Origin of the sequence: Streptococcus sp. AM43-2AT, from assembly GCF_003603405.1 — a bacterium.
GTDB lineage: Bacteria > Bacillota > Bacilli > Lactobacillales > Streptococcaceae > Streptococcus > Streptococcus ilei.
This window is the reverse complement of the sequence record NZ_QTND01000001.1, coordinates 495,424-509,970: the sequence shown is the minus strand read 5'-3', so window position 1 is coordinate 509,970 and position 14,547 is coordinate 495,424. Positions and strand designations below refer to the sequence as shown.

General features: G+C 43.2%; 16 protein-coding genes. 14 read left to right on the top strand and 2 right to left on the bottom strand.

Features of this window, described 5'->3' with window-relative positions:
* The first annotated feature begins 205 nt into the window (after positions 1-205).
* The 14 genes from DW930_RS02520 to DW930_RS02455 all read left to right on the top strand — a co-directional run bounded on the left by DW930_RS02520 (position 206) and on the right by DW930_RS02455 (position 12,916).
* Positions 206-1,711, top strand: coding sequence for a glycosyltransferase family 39 protein (locus DW930_RS02520; protein ID WP_123159237.1), 1,506 nt, complete (start codon positions 206-208; stop codon positions 1,709-1,711).
* A gap of 129 nt (positions 1,712-1,840) precedes the next feature.
* Positions 1,841-2,494: a uracil-DNA glycosylase gene (locus tag DW930_RS02515; protein ID WP_123159236.1), complete on the top strand. Its 654-nt coding sequence runs from the start codon at positions 1,841-1,843 to the stop codon at positions 2,492-2,494.
* 9 nt (positions 2,495-2,503) lie between these two features.
* Positions 2,504-2,968, top strand: coding sequence for an 8-oxo-dGTP diphosphatase (locus tag DW930_RS02510; protein WP_123159235.1), 465 nt, complete (start codon positions 2,504-2,506; stop codon positions 2,966-2,968).
* 11 nt (positions 2,969-2,979) lie between these two features.
* Complete coding sequence (locus DW930_RS02505; RefSeq protein ID WP_123159234.1) at positions 2,980-4,248, top strand: dihydroorotase; 1,269 nt, start codon at positions 2,980-2,982, stop codon at positions 4,246-4,248.
* Between the two features lie 57 nt (positions 4,249-4,305).
* Complete coding sequence (locus tag DW930_RS02500) at positions 4,306-5,145, top strand: SGNH/GDSL hydrolase family protein (RefSeq protein WP_023026763.1); 840 nt, start codon at positions 4,306-4,308, stop codon at positions 5,143-5,145.
* Positions 5,117-5,773: a YpmS family protein gene (locus tag DW930_RS02495; protein ID WP_123159233.1), complete on the top strand. Its 657-nt coding sequence runs from the start codon at positions 5,117-5,119 to the stop codon at positions 5,771-5,773. Before DW930_RS02500 ends, DW930_RS02495 begins: the two co-directional genes overlap by 29 nt.
* A 314-nt stretch (positions 5,774-6,087) precedes the next feature.
* Positions 6,088-7,650, top strand: a complete 1,563-nt coding sequence (locus DW930_RS02490; RefSeq protein ID WP_123159232.1) for a 2-isopropylmalate synthase — start codon at positions 6,088-6,090, stop codon at positions 7,648-7,650.
* An 11-nt stretch (positions 7,651-7,661) separates the two neighbouring features.
* Entirely contained in the window at positions 7,662-8,699 is a 1,038-nt protein-coding gene (gene leuB, locus DW930_RS02485) for a 3-isopropylmalate dehydrogenase (RefSeq protein WP_123159231.1), read from the top strand.
* The gene (locus tag DW930_RS02480) at positions 8,696-8,965 is read left to right on the top strand and encodes a DUF1294 domain-containing protein (protein WP_123159230.1); all 270 of its coding nucleotides are present in this window, start codon (positions 8,696-8,698) and stop codon (positions 8,963-8,965) included. Before leuB ends, DW930_RS02480 begins: the two co-directional genes overlap by 4 nt.
* A gap of 2 nt (positions 8,966-8,967) precedes the next feature.
* Complete coding sequence (gene leuC / locus DW930_RS02475) at positions 8,968-10,350, top strand: 3-isopropylmalate dehydratase large subunit (RefSeq protein ID WP_123159229.1); 1,383 nt, start codon at positions 8,968-8,970, stop codon at positions 10,348-10,350.
* Between the two features lie 10 nt (positions 10,351-10,360).
* A complete protein-coding gene (gene leuD / locus DW930_RS02470) occupies positions 10,361-10,951 on the top strand; it encodes a 3-isopropylmalate dehydratase small subunit (protein ID WP_123159228.1) in 591 nt (196 codons plus the stop codon).
* Between the two features lie 95 nt (positions 10,952-11,046).
* Positions 11,047-11,832 carry a Sua5/YciO/YrdC/YwlC family protein gene (locus tag DW930_RS02465; RefSeq protein WP_123159227.1) on the top strand — a complete coding sequence of 262 codons (786 nt, stop codon included), beginning with the start codon at positions 11,047-11,049 and terminating at the stop codon, positions 11,830-11,832.
* Between the two features lie 251 nt (positions 11,833-12,083).
* Positions 12,084-12,449 carry a hypothetical protein gene (locus DW930_RS02460; protein ID WP_123159226.1) on the top strand — a complete coding sequence of 122 codons (366 nt, stop codon included), beginning with the start codon at positions 12,084-12,086 and terminating at the stop codon, positions 12,447-12,449.
* A 56-nt stretch (positions 12,450-12,505) separates the two neighbouring features.
* A complete protein-coding gene (locus DW930_RS02455; RefSeq protein WP_042507507.1) occupies positions 12,506-12,916 on the top strand; it encodes a hypothetical protein in 411 nt (136 codons plus the stop codon).
* A 462-nt stretch (positions 12,917-13,378) separates the two neighbouring features.
* Here DW930_RS02455 and DW930_RS02450 read toward each other — a convergent pair whose 3' ends face one another.
* Both DW930_RS02450 and DW930_RS02445 read right to left on the bottom strand, forming a co-directional pair.
* Positions 13,379-14,011: a DUF421 domain-containing protein gene (locus tag DW930_RS02450; RefSeq protein WP_123159225.1), complete on the bottom strand. Its 633-nt coding sequence runs from the start codon at positions 14,009-14,011 to the stop codon at positions 13,379-13,381.
* A complete protein-coding gene (locus DW930_RS02445; protein ID WP_123159224.1) occupies positions 14,008-14,460 on the bottom strand; it encodes a DUF3290 family protein in 453 nt (150 codons plus the stop codon). Before DW930_RS02445 ends, DW930_RS02450 begins: the two co-directional genes overlap by 4 nt.
* Positions 14,461-14,547 lie beyond the last annotated feature (87 nt).

The window sequence follows — 14,547 nt, the reverse complement described above, 5'->3', positions numbered from 1 at the left end:
CAGGAACAACATTTTGGCTTGTTTTTGGCATTGAATTTATTTCTAATTGTGATCCTATTTTACAGAGGACTTGCATTCACAGAGTTGCGAGAAGTCAAGCTTGATTTCAAGGAAGATTGCAAATAGTGAAGATCATTCCTCGGCCTAAATGATTTCGTACCAGTCACAAACAGCAGAAATGCTGTTTTTTTGATATAATGGATTTATGTTATCGAAAAGTAAACGTATTCTATTTGGGATGCTTCATGGTATCATGTTGCTAGTGATGGTCCACTGGTTCTTGATCAGTGTGACCTATCTGAGAGAGATTTCATGGCTAGCCATTTTAGGTGCTGGATTGCTATTTCTGCTAGGCTGGTTGAAACGCGATGGGGTCAAAAGAGCCCTTGCTTGGTTGACCCAGCACAAAAAAGGCTTCTTGCTTGGTGCAATCGTCTTTCAGCTGATTGTCATGGTTTGTGCGGAACTTTTGATCCGTCGGGATGCTGCGGTGGTTTTTAAGGGGGCTTTTGAGCTTCTGAAGCAATCTTCCATCACCAACTATCTCAGCCGCAATCCGAATAACATTCCGCTCTTTCTCTATGAAAAGTTTTTCTATGTGTTGTTTGGCTCTAGTGGTCTGTGGGTCATGCAACTTCTCAATATGCTCTATGTCAATCTGGGGGCCGTCCTCTTGTACAAACTGTCACAGAAGCATTTTAATCAAAAAACGGCTGATTTAGTCTATCTCTTTTATGTGAGCTTGATCTGTTACTCGCCTTATTTCTATTCCATGTATACGGACATTCCGCCACTTCCTTTAATTGCTCTGCAATTATGGTGGGCCTTGGATCTCTTGAAGGAAAACCAAGCAGGGATCTCCTGGAAGAAGATGTTTGGTTTAGGGATTTTATCTGGTGTAACAATGCTGATTCGTCCAACGACAATTATTGTCATGATCGCCTTTTGGGCTGTACTCTTCTTTAGAGGAAACTGGAAGGTCTTTGGCAAGATTGCTACGGTGACCGTTATGACGACAGGATTTGTCTTTGCAGGATTGAATACAGCGGTCAATCATCAAAGGGTCGTGCCGATTCTGAAAGAAGAAGGGCTGGCCAAAGGACCACTCTTGTTTATCAATCTAGGCTTGACGGATATGGGGCATAACCAAGAAGATATGAAAGAGGGCTTGCTGGCTTATATCGATGAGGACAAGCGCTCAGACTACAACAATGGTCTCTTCAAGAAGGAAAATGTCATTAAAGAAATCAAGCGCCGTCTCAAGGAGTATGGACCTTTCGGTTTGATCGGTCATATCTACTACAAGCAATCCTTGACGGTAGCAGAAGGCACCCTGGGTTGGCTTTACCGAGATGTAGAGTATGAGAAGACGCCTTATATCAATCCTCTCTATGCAACACTCACAAAAAATAATGGATTTGCTAAATGGGTGCGGACCTATTTCCTCAGCACGGATCGGCCACAGTACAAGAATTATGAATTTATCAAGCAGGTGATCTGGATCGTCCTGTCGGCTGGCTTGCTTGGGGCTTATCTCAAGCGTCGAGATACGGATGCCTTTAACTTCCTTTCCTTATCGGTTTTTGGTGGTTTGCTCTTCTTAACCATCTTTGAAGGCGGGAAGACCCGTTACCTCATCCAATTCTTACCGCAAATTTTGCTAGTGGCTTCGATTGGTTTAGCAGGATTTACTAAGAAAGAAAACAACTAAAGCTCTCGCTTATTGAACAGGCAGAAACAGAGGTTGGATAAACTTGTCCAGCCTCTTTTTTATCCAGTGGATCTGTGTCAAATGTGGTATAATGAAAGGTAAGAATTTATTGGATAGCGGAGAGTTTCCATGCAACATTCCCCCTGGCACGAAGCCATCAAATCCCATCTTCCGGAAGGGTATTTTCATCAGATCAATGACTTTATGAATGAGGTTTATAGCCAAGGAGTGGTCTATCCACCACGTGATAAGGTCTTTAAGGCCCTACAGACAACGGGGATGGATCAGGTCAAGGTCTTGATCTTAGGCCAAGATCCCTACCACGGACCGGATCAAGCACAAGGCTTAAGTTTTTCTGTCCCGGATCATGTACCAGCACCGCCTTCTTTGCAAAATATTCTCAAAGAATTGCGCTCAGACATTGGTGAGAAGCGGTCGCATGATCTGACTACTTGGGCTGAACAAGGGGTGCTCTTGCTCAATGCCTGCTTGACGGTGCCCGCTGGGCAGGCCAATGGCCATGCTGGAAAAATTTGGGAGCCGTTTACAGATGCTGTGATCAAGGTGGTTAATGAGTTGGAGGAGCCAGTCGTCTTTATCCTCTGGGGATCTTACGCTCGTAAGAAAAAGCCTTTGATTACCCACGATCGACATTTGGTCCTTGAATCAGCTCATCCAAGTCCCTTATCGGCCTACCGAGGATTCTTTGGTTCCCAGCCCTTTTCAAAAACCAATCAATTTTTGGAAAAAGCGGGACGCGAGCCGATTGATTGGTTAAGATAGGAGAAAGAAATGCCACAATTAGCAACGATTTGTTATATCGACAATGGGAAAGAATTTCTCATGTTGCATCGCAATAAAAAGCCCAATGATGTCCATGAAGGCAAATGGATTGGAGTTGGTGGAAAATTAGAACGCGGAGAAACTCCTCAAGAGTGTGCTGCGCGTGAAATTTTTGAGGAGACGGGCCTTAGAGCCAAGCCAGTCTTGAAAGGGATCATTACCTTCCCTGAATTTACTCCAGATCTGGACTGGTACACCTATGTCTTCAAGGTGACCGATTTTGAAGGAGAGCTCATCGAGTGTAACGAAGGGACATTGGAGTGGGTGCCTTATGATCAAGTCCTCTCAAAACCTACTTGGGAAGGGGACCACACCTTTGTCGAGTGGCTCTTGGAAGATAGACCCTTCTTTTCAGCAATGTTTCGCTATGATGGGGATCGCTTACTAGAGACCCATGTCGATTTCTATGAATAAAGGAGTAGAAGATGTTAGTCATTAAAAATGGTCGTGTCATGGATCCAAAAACTGGTTTGGATCAAGTGTGTGATCTCTTGGTAGATCAGGGTAAAATTGTTGAAATAGGCCCATCTCTTTCTTACGAGCAAGCCCAAGTCATTGATGCAAGTGGCAAGGTGGTAGCGCCAGGTTTAGTGGACATTCATGTTCACTTCCGTGAACCTGGTCAGACCCACAAGGAAGATATTCACACCGGAGCTCTGGCAGCCGCAGCGGGTGGTTTTACGACAGTTGTCATGATGGCCAATACCACTCCAACTATTTCGGATGTCGAGACCTTAAATGAAGTCTTGGATTCTGCTGCCAAGGAAGCCATTCATGTCAAGACAGTTGCGACGGTTACCAAGAACTTTGATGGCCAACATTTGACCGACTTTGAAGGCTTGTTACAAGCTGGGGCTGTCGGTTTCTCTGATGATGGGATACCTTTGCAAAGTACCAAAGTAGTGCGTCAAGCTTTGGAAGAAGCCAAGCGTCTAGGTACCTTTATTAGTCTGCATGAAGAAGATCCAGAATTGAATGGCATTCTGGGACTCAATGAGCACATTGCCCGAGAACACTTCAAGGTTTGTGGAGCGACAGGTGTAGCTGAATACTCTATGGCAGCGCGTGATGCCATGATTGCTCATGCGACAGGTGGTCACCTCCACATCCAGCACCTTTCTAAAGCTGAGAGTGTGAAGGTAGTTGAGTTTGCTCAAGCAATCGGCGCTCCAGTCACAGCAGAAGTAGCTCCTCAGCATTTCTCTAAGACAGAAGATCTTTTGCTGTCTAAGGGAAGCAATGCCAAGATGAATCCTCCCCTTCGTCGGGAAGAGGATCGCCGTGCAGTGATCGAAGGCTTGAAGTCAGGAGTTATTTCTGTGATTGCAACGGACCACGCGCCTCATCATGCGGATGAAAAGAACGTGGCCGATATCACCAAAGCTCCTTCCGGCATGACAGGATTAGAAACCTCTCTATCGCTTGGTTTGACCTATTTGGTTCACGCTGGAGAGCTTAGTTTAATGGAGCTCTTAGAAAAAATGACTTATAATCCTGCAAAACTCTATCACTTTGAAGCAGGCTATTTAGAAGTTGGTGGACCAGCAGATATTGTGATCTTTGACCCAGAGGCTGACCGTTTGGTATCTGATCATTTTGCCTCTAAGGCAGCCAATTCCCCATTTGTTGGAGAATCCCTCAAGGGACAGGTAGCTTATACCATCTGCCAGGGGAACATTGTCTACCAAGCCTGAACGGAACTAAAAGACAATCAAGAAATCTAAATTAAAGGCTGGACGAATGAGGAGTATATGAATAGTAGAAAAATACTAGAAATGATCTTGTATTGTTTGGTCACTTTTCTGGTCTGCTTTTTTCTGGTCAATTGGCTCCTTCCTTCGGCAGAACCAGTGATGACCAAACCATCAGCAAGCGCCCCAAAAAAGACAGTCACCTATGTAGCGATTGGGGATTCTTTGACGAAAGGCGTAGGAGATAGCACCAATCAAGGAGGCTTTGTTCCTCTTCTTGCTCAGAGTTTGACCAATGAAACAGGTCTTGAATTCAAAGCGATTAACTATGGTGTAGCTGGCAATACCAGCAGTCAAATTTTGACACGTATGCAGGAGAAAAAGGAGATTCGAAAGGATTTGAAGCAGGCTCAGTTACTGACCATCACTGTCGGGGGCAATGATCTGCGAAAGGCCATTCTTGAGGATACCAGCAACTTAGATCTGGATCGCTTTGATAAGCCGTCTAAGACTTACGTGAAAAATCTTAAACAAATTATTGAATTGGCCCGCAAAGACAATCCTGATTTGCCTATTTACGTAGTGGGGATCTATAATCCCTTGTATCTCAACTTCCCCGATTTAACGGAATTGCAGACGCTTGTGGATCAATGGAACCAAAGAACGGAGGAGACCCTCTCTGCTTATCAGGGCGTCTATTTTGTTCCGATCAACGACCTTCTCTATAAGGGCATTGATGGTAAGAGTGGGGTGACAGAGAACGAATTAGGAAAAGAAACTGTGACCAACGATGCCTTGTATGACGAGGATAGTTTTCATCCCAATAATACAGGATATGAAATTATGAAAGAAGCCGTACTGGAGAAAATACATGCAACTAAGAAAAAATGGTTTGAGTGAAAAGAAGGTCAAGCCACCAACCACAGGGCCTCATTTTAAGGAGAGACGAGAGAAAACCCCGATAAATATCTGGAAATGGCTCTTTCTTAGCTTGGTCAGTTTCTTATTCGCAACCAGTCTAGTCGTATGGACTCGCTTCTCAACGGTTCGAGAGGATGTCCGTCAACTACAGACTCCTAACCAAAAAGGAGATGTTAAGATTGGCAGTATGACAACGACAAGAGCTCAACTTAATGAAACCATCAAGGTCATGCTGAAAAGTTATCATTTGAGTGATTATCAACTTTATGCAGACAATCAACAGATGTTACTGGAGGGGAAACTGAACTTTTTAGGAAAGGAGTACCCCCTCTATATCTATTTCCAGCCGAGTAAGCTAGAGGATGGGAGCATCCTCTTGACTCTCAAGGATTTTTCAGTTGGGACCTTGAAACTTCCTAAGAAGACCGTGATGCAGATGCTATCTACAAACAAGGATCTACCTGACTTTGTAAGCATTGATAGCAAAGAGGCGACGATAAAGATCGAGCTTGCCAAGATCAAAAATGAGATGAATTTTTATGTCAAAGCAAATACCATTGATCTTTACAATGATCAAATCATCTTTGATCTCTACAGAAAAAAATAAGAATAAGAGGCGAAAGCAAAAAGAGGCTTTCGCCTTTATTTTTCTTCTATTCAAAAAATTCAGAATATTATAGAAAATTCTTGACATTCAATTTTCCCTGTGCTAAAATACTAAACAAGACATCAAACAAAGGAGAAAAGTCAAACATGAAAACAGCTAAGTTTATTCAATTTGCTTTGTTGTTGAGGTACTCGGGCTAGTGCAAAAGCATTAGTCCTGTTTGGCTTACCAAGCGGGAGTAACAAAACATCTCGCTTAGGTAACTGGCGAGATGTTTTTATTTTATTCACTATGTTTAGAAAAGAGGAGACCCTATGCGTAAAGTTGAATTTTTAGATACCAGTCTTCGGGATGGCGAACAGACTCCTGGAGTCAATTTCTCCATCAAAGAAAAGATTGCCATTGCCAAGCAATTGGAGAAGTGGGGCATTTCTGCTATCGAAGCAGGTTTTCCAGCAGCCAGTCCCGATTCTTTCACAGCTGTGCAGGAAATTGCAAAGACCTTGACCAAGACTGCTGTGACGGGTTTGGCTCGCTCGGTCAAATCCGATATTGATGCTTGTTATGAAGCCTTGAAAGATGCTAAGTATCCGCAAGTTCACGTCTTTATCGCAACCAGTCCGATTCACCGGGAGTTTAAACTCAACAAGACCAAGGAAGAAATTCTTGAGGCTATCAAAGAGCACGTCTCTTACGCACGTTCTAAGTTTGAGATTGTGGAGTTCTCACCGGAAGATGCGACTCGGACGGAATTGGATTTCCTCTTGCAAGTCGTTCAAACTGCAGTCGATGCAGGGGCTAGCTACATCAATATTCCTGATACGGTCGGCTTCACGACACCAGCAGAATATGGCGCGATTTTCAAATACTTGATTGACCATGTCAAAACAGACCGCGAGATCATCTATTCTCCTCATTGCCATGATGATCTAGGGATGGCAGTTGCTAATAGCCTCGCCGCTGTCAAGAATGGAGCTGGTCGTGTCGAAGGAACCATCAATGGAATCGGTGAACGGGCTGGAAATGCTGCGCTTGAAGAAGTGGCGGTCGCCCTTAATATTCGCGAAGACTATTTCCAAGTGGAGAGTCCGATTGTCCTTAATGAAACCATCAACACCTCTGAGTTGGTTTCTCGTTACTCTGGGATTCCAATTCCTAAAAACAAGGCAGTGGTTGGCGGCAATGCCTTCTCACACGAGTCTGGGATTCACCAAGATGGAGTCCTTAAAAATCCGCTTACCTATGAAATCATCACGCCTGAGTTGGTGGGTGTCAAGAGCAACAGTCTTCCACTTGGTAAATTGTCAGGGCGCCATGCCTTTGTCGAAAAACTGCATGAGTTGGGATTGGAATTCACAGAAGAAGACATCCAGCCATTGTTTGCGAAGTTCAAATCTCTGGCAGACAAGAAACACGAGATCACTGATGCCGATATCCGCGCCCTTGTTGCCGGTACAGCAGTGGAAAATCCAGAAGGCTTCCACTTTGATGATCTTCGCCTTACAACCAATGAAGATGAAAGCATCACCGCAGCAGTCAGTCTGAAAAATGAAAATGGTGAAATTCTTGAATACCTTGCCAAAGGTCAAGGTTCAGTGGAAGCAATCTTTAATGCTATTGATCAATTCTTCCATCAAGAAGTTCGTCTGACTTCCTACACTATTGATGCGGTGACAGATGGGATTGATGCCCAAGCGCGTGTACTGGTCACTGTTGAAAACGAAGCGACGGATACTATCTTCAATGCATCCGGTTTGGACTTTGACGTCTTGAAGGCTTCAGCGATCGCTTATATCAATGCCAATACCTTGGTGCAAAAAGAGAATGCCGGAGAGATTGGCCATATTGTGTCCTATCGGGATCTACCAGAAGCCTAAAGGAGAATGTAATGACGAAAAAAATTGTCGCCCTAGCCGGGGACGGGATTGGACCAGAAATCATGGAAGCTGGACTGACCGTTCTGCAAGCAGTGGCAGAAAAAACAAATTTTGACTATTCAGTCCAAGCGCATCCATTTGGTGGAGCTGGGATTGATGTGGCTGGTCATCCTCTACCAGCTTCCACTCTTGAGGCTGCAAGGGGAGCCGATGCCATTCTCTTAGCAGCTATCGGAAGTCCCCAGTATGACCAGGCACCGATTCGGCCAGAGCAAGCTTTATTGGCTCTTCGTAAGGAGCTCAACCTCTATGCCAACATTCGCCCAGTCAAAATCTACGACCCCCTCAAGCACCTCTCACCTTTGAAGGAAAACCGGATTCATGGGGTAGATTTTGTAGTGGTTCGTGAACTAACCGGTGGGATTTACTTTGGAGAGCATATCTTAGAAGATGATCAAGCGCGGGATATCAATGATTACACAGTGGAAGAAGTGGAGCGAATTGTGCGTAAGGCTTTTGAGATTGCGCGTGGACGTCGCAAGAAAGTCACCAGCATTGATAAGCAAAATGTCCTCGCAACCTCCAAGCTTTGGAGAAAAGTTGCAGACCAAGTGGCATTAGACTTTCCGGATGTGACCTTGGAGCACCAGTTGGTAGACTCAGCAGCTATGCTGATGATTACCAATCCTTCTCGCTTTGATGTGATCGTGACGGAAAACCTCTTTGGAGATATCCTTTCAGATGAGTCCAGTGTCTTATCTGGAACTCTTGGCGTTATGCCATCGGCTAGTCATTCGGAGTCAGGACCAAGCATGTATGAGCCTATTCATGGATCAGCTCCAGATATTGCGGGTCAAGGCGTGGCGAATCCAGTCTCGATGATCCTCTCTGTTGCCATGATGATGCGAGAGAGCTTTGATCGAGAGGAAGAAGCTAGCCGTATTGAAAGAGCGGTTGAAGCGACTCTAGCAACAGGCGTCTTCACGAGAGATCTAGGAGGCAGTGCTTCGACAAGAGAAATGACAGAAGAGATTATAAAACGATTATGAGTGTAAAAGGAATGATTACTGGCTTGATTCTTCTATGGAATCTCTTCGTAGGGATCCTCTACGGAGTTGATAAGGAAAAGGCTAAACGAAATGACTGGCGGATACCAGAAAAGACCTTGCTCTTTTATGCTTTTGCAGTTGGGGGGCTAGGGGCTTGGACTGGAGGGCTCCTCTTTCATCACAAAACACAGAAGTGGTATTTTAAGGTTACCTGGCTTTTAGGAACCCTTATCACCCTATACACACTCTACGCTTTATGGAGGTAAGGATGGCAGGAAAATCAATTTTTGATAAAATCTGGGAACGGCATGTAGTGACCGGTGAGCAAGGCCAGCCCCAACTCATGTATGTGGACCAACACTATATCCACGAGGTCACCAGTCCCCAAGCCTTTCAGGGATTACGGGATGCAGGACGCAAGGTTCGACGGCCAGATTTAACCTTTGGAACCTTTGATCACAATGTCCCCACTGTTAACATTTATGATATCCGGGATGTGATTTCTAAGGCCCAGATTGATAAATTAGCTGAGAATGTCAAAGACTTTGGGATTGATCATGCTGCCCATGGTTCTGCTAAGCAAGGAATTGTTCATATGGTTGGTCCTGAAACTGGACGAACTCAGCCTGGAAAGTTCATCGTCTGTGGAGACAGCCATACTGCAACCCATGGAGCCTTCGGTGCAATTGCCTTTGGAATTGGGACCAGTGAGGTAGAGCATGTCTTTGCCACCCAGACCATCTGGCAGGTCAAACCCAAGAAGATGTTGGTCGAATTCACCGGAACCCCGCAAAAAGGGATTTATTCAAAGGATTACATCCTAGCTTTGATAGCGCGCTACGGTGTTGCCTGTGGAGTTGGCTACGTCGTAGAGTATCGGGGAGAAGCGATTGATCGCTTAACCATGGAAGAGCGGATGACCATCTGTAACATGTCTATTGAGTTTGGCTCTAAGATGGGAATCATGAATCCAGACCAAAAGACCTTTGACTACCTTCGCGGACGCGAATGTGTGCCAAATGATTTTGAGGCAGCAGTAGCGGATTGGAAGACTCTGGTCAGTGATGACGATGCCGTATATGACAAGGTCATCCGTATGGATGTATCTGACTTGGCTCCGATGGTAACTTGGGGGACCAATCCTTCTATGGGAGTGGACATTGAAACTCCCTTTCCAGAGATTCGGGACATGAACGATGAACGTGCCTATCATTATATGGATCTAGAACCTGGCCAAAAACCAGCAGACATTGAATTAGGCTATATCTTTATCGGATCTTGTACCAATGCGCGTCTCAGCGATTTGGAGTTGGCAGCCAAGTTTGTGAAAGGCAAAAAGATCGCGCCCAACTTAACAGCCATTGTCGTACCTGGTTCTCGTCCGGTTAAGCAAGCCGCTGAAAAGTTGGGCTTGGATAAAATCTTTATGGATGCAGGTTTTGAATGGCGGGACCCAGGATGCTCTATGTGTCTAGGAATGAATCCAGATAAGGTTCCAGATGGGGTCCACTGTGCCTCTACCAGCAACCGAAATTTTGAAGATCGCCAAGGATTTGGGGCCAAGACTCATCTCTGTAGCCCCGCTATGGCAGCTGCAGCGGCAATAGCTGGTCGCTTTGTCGATGTGCGCCAAATGCCTGAAGTTCAATAAAGGAGGAATCATGGAGAAATTTACCATTTATACGGGGACAACCGTTCCCTTAATGAACGATAATATCGATACCGATCAAATCCTCCCCAAGCAATTCTTAAAGCTGATTGATAAAAAAGGCTTTGGCAAATACCTCATGTATGCTTGGCGCTATTTGGACGATCAGTATACCGAGGATCCAACATTTATCTTTAATAAGCCGGAATACCGCAAGGCAACCATTTTGATCACTGGTGACAATTTTGGGGCAGGTTCCTCTCGGGAACATGCAGCCTGGGCCTTGGCTGATTATGGCTTTAAAGTCGTCATCGCCGGATCCTTTGGAGATATCCATTACAATAATGAACTCAATAATGGAATGCTCCCGATTGTACAGCCCTTAGAGGTTCGACAAAAACTGGCCAGCTTGAAGCCAATAGATCCAGTGACGGTGGATTTGGAAGAGCAAAAGGTTATCTCGCCAGTTGGAGAATTTAGCTTCGAGATCGATCAAGATTGGAAGCACAAATTGCTTAACGGTTTAGATGATATTGGGATTACACTTCAATATGAGGACTTGATTGCCGCTTATGAAAAGCAACGGCCAGCTTATTGGCAATAAAATTGTATAGTTAATTAAGAATATTCAGAAAATATATTGTAGATTTTCAGGAAATCTGATAGAATAGAAAAAAAGAATAGAAGAGGACGAAATTTATGACAAAACACATTCAATGGGACGGAACACTTTCACAAGAAGGATTTGACATTTTGAAAGGAGAGGGAGGTTGTATCGTCTGTCCTACAAAAGTCGGCTACATCATCATGACCAGTGACAAGGCTGGCTTGGAACGGAAGTTCGAAGCTAAAGAACGTAACCGCAACAAGCCAGGTGTCGTTCTTTGTGGAAGCATGGCTGAACTTCGTGCCCTTGCACAATTGAATCCTGAAATTGATGCCTTCTACCAAAAACATTGGGATGAAGATATCTTGCTTGGTTGTATCCTTCCTTGGCGTGAAGATGCCTATGCTAAGTTACAAGCTTTCGGCGATGGACGCGAAGAACTCATGACAGACGTTCGTGGAACCAGCTGTTTTGTCATCAAATTCGGTAAAGCTGGTGAGCAAATCGCCAAAGAAATGTGGGAAAAAGAAGGCAAGATGGTTTACGCCTCTTCAGCTAACCCTTCAGGCAAAGGAAACCGTGGGAAGGTCCAAGGAATTGGTGAGCGTATCGAAGGTGCCGTAGATTTGGTCATCGAAGCCGATGATTATGTAGCCTCTATCCAACCAGATAAGACCATTGAAACGCGCTATGAACAAGGGGTGATGGTTTCTATGGTGGATGCGGAAGGAAAACTCATCCCAGAACAAGGAGCAGGTAGCCGTTCTGTCAATACTTGTCCAGTCGTGATCCGTAAAGGATTGGATATCGATAAGATCATGATGCACTTATCCGATCATTTCAACTCTTGGAACTACCGTCAAGGGGAGTACTATTAAGAAATAGAGTAAAGAGTGGGACAGAAATCGGTTATTCGATAGAATTCGATTTCGTCGTCCCACCTCCGCACAGTTGAGTAGGGCTGTGAAAGCTGATGAAATCAGCGTAGTAGATCCCACTCAACCACTGCGTCTTGCTCGACAATCCAAAGACAATTGAGAGGCTGGGACTTTTGTCCCAGCCTCTTTTTGTGAAACAATAAAAGATGGTATAATAGAGTCAAAAGCTATTCCAAAGAAGGGGAATTGGTATGATTTCTAGAAAAGCATTTATAGATAAAGTGAATCTGGAAGGCTTTTTATTCAATATCCAAATTCCATGGTGGGGATATAATGACTTCAAGTCATTGGTTCGAAGAAAAAGGCTCTCTGAAGAGCAGCTTTATCAGATATTTCTTTCACTTTGTAGGGAGATAGAAGACCGGCAAATGCATGAATTAGAGCTGAAGGGTAAGTATAATACCAGATTTTATGTAGTCGAATCAAATGGTCGGGAGTTCCGGTTTGAGTTTGTTTTCAAAAAGAATCAACAACTAAGAGTTTATAATCTATTTGAGACAGTCAATGGTCGTAAGAAACTCACCTTGATGGATCTGCTTGATTTCATTATGGAATGACTAGGTATAGAAATAATAATGGTATACTACAGATTGAAAAAAGAGAAAGTGGTTCTATGATTACAAGAGATGAATTTTTAGAAAGAATCAATCAAGAGGGATTTTCATTTAGCATTGAAATCCCGCGCAGAATTTTTTGGGATTTTAAATCATTAGTTTTTAGAAGAAGAATTTCGGAAGAAGACCTCTATCAGATGTTTTATAACTATTGTCGGGAGTTAGAAAACTGTCTGAAAGAAGCCGGAGAGAAACGCCGTTTGCTCTTTAATAAATTTCCAGTTAGTCCCATTCATGATAAATATAAAACAGAATTTGATACAACGGCACCAAACGGCCGTAATTTTCGTTTTGAGTTTGTCTTCGGTACTGACAATCGTTTAAAAGTTTATAATATCGTTGAAACCGTTAATGGTCGTAAGAAAAGCAAACCTATGGAGATTATTAAGGATATAGTCGATTCCTTATAAGGCATATTTATTTCAAAACAAAAAACAAGGTATTTATACTGAGGCTAAAGTATAGATAACTAGCCAGCGCTTGATGAATCCGATTTTCTCCTTGTTCAGAGTTAAAGTGGTTGGCTCGTCATAAACCTCTCAAAGAGGGAGCTGTTTTACTTGCTATCATCCCTAAAGGAATCTTATTAGTTAGCTATTTCTGCTTGATTCCATTGGCCTAGTGACTTTGATGAATGAGTTTAACAAAGCTGCAGATAGGCTCGTGTTCCTTTGCTTGTTCGCTCTGACTTTTTTAATGTTGCTACTATTTGCAATCATCACAGTTGCAATAGTTTTATTAAACCGATCTTTCCTGTTTGATCGCTTAACAGCTAGTAGTTATCGAAGTACGGTCGGGAAATAGACAAAAAATAAAAGGACTCTATTTTGCGAATAGAGTCCTTTTGATTAAGTAGGAGTTGAAGTAAGTTTTTAATAAGTCACCACATTAATCTCACCCTTGTCGTATTCTGCGATAAAGATGTCATCAACATTTTCAAATCCTTGTTTATTTAGTTCAGCCATAAGCCATTCTTCAGTTTTACCGATGGTTTCTAAAATTTCTACTTGGACCACACCATCTGTAATGATTGGGTATTTGGGATTTTCATCTCCCATTCGCACAATAATGAGTTGGCCATTTTGCTCGATGACGGCCCTTTTAACTTCTTTCAGTTGGAAAATCCCTTGAGAGCGTAATTTCAGTGCAACATCAGAAGCAGAAAGGCCTTTTGAGCGACAAGCTTCTGGATCTAATTTTCCGTTTTTAATGATAATGGTTGGTTTTCCATCAATCAGATGTTTGATAAAGTAAACATTGGTATTAAGCCATTTGAGTGACAGAATCAAAATCGTCCAGATGATGAGGATGATGACATATTGAAGAATGGGAATAGAACTATTGTAGATAACCCCACCAATAATACCCCCAAGCACAAAGTTCTGTATTTGGTCTACTGCAGAACTTGGTGCTAGATTTCCTTTACCTGTTACATTGATAACAAAAACAAGAGACAGAAGCCCTAAGGCCAATTTAATCGCAATTGTAACAAAAAAGCTTATCATTTTTCAACCTCCACCAGTTCGACATCTGTTTTATATAAATCCATTTTTTCAAGTAAATAACTATCTGGATCTGTTCCACTAATAGCGCGGTAGAATCGGTCACCTACCTTAATAATGGCTCCATCAGTTGCAGCTGAAGTATTAACATAGACCTCTTCTTTATCAACACCCAATTCCTTTGAAACAACCTCGATAAAGTGAAGGGAAGAGCGAAATTGATTGTCATTAGACTGCTTGGTTTGGAAGTTTGAAATACTAATCAAAACAAAGGCTACTAAGATTAACACAGAAATGATAGATAATTCACGGAACTTACTTCCGCGTTTATCCTTATAAGCCTTAAAGGCGAAAAAAGCCGTTACCAAGATTAAGAGAATGGACATAATAACAATGACCCAATTCTGTTGGCTAATCTGACTCAGTACATAGTCATAGGAATAGAATTTCATAAAAATCCCTCTCTATTGTTAATTCAAGCTATTATAAACTATTTCAATCCCTACTTCAATGATTAAAAGTGAAATTCTCATTTTTTA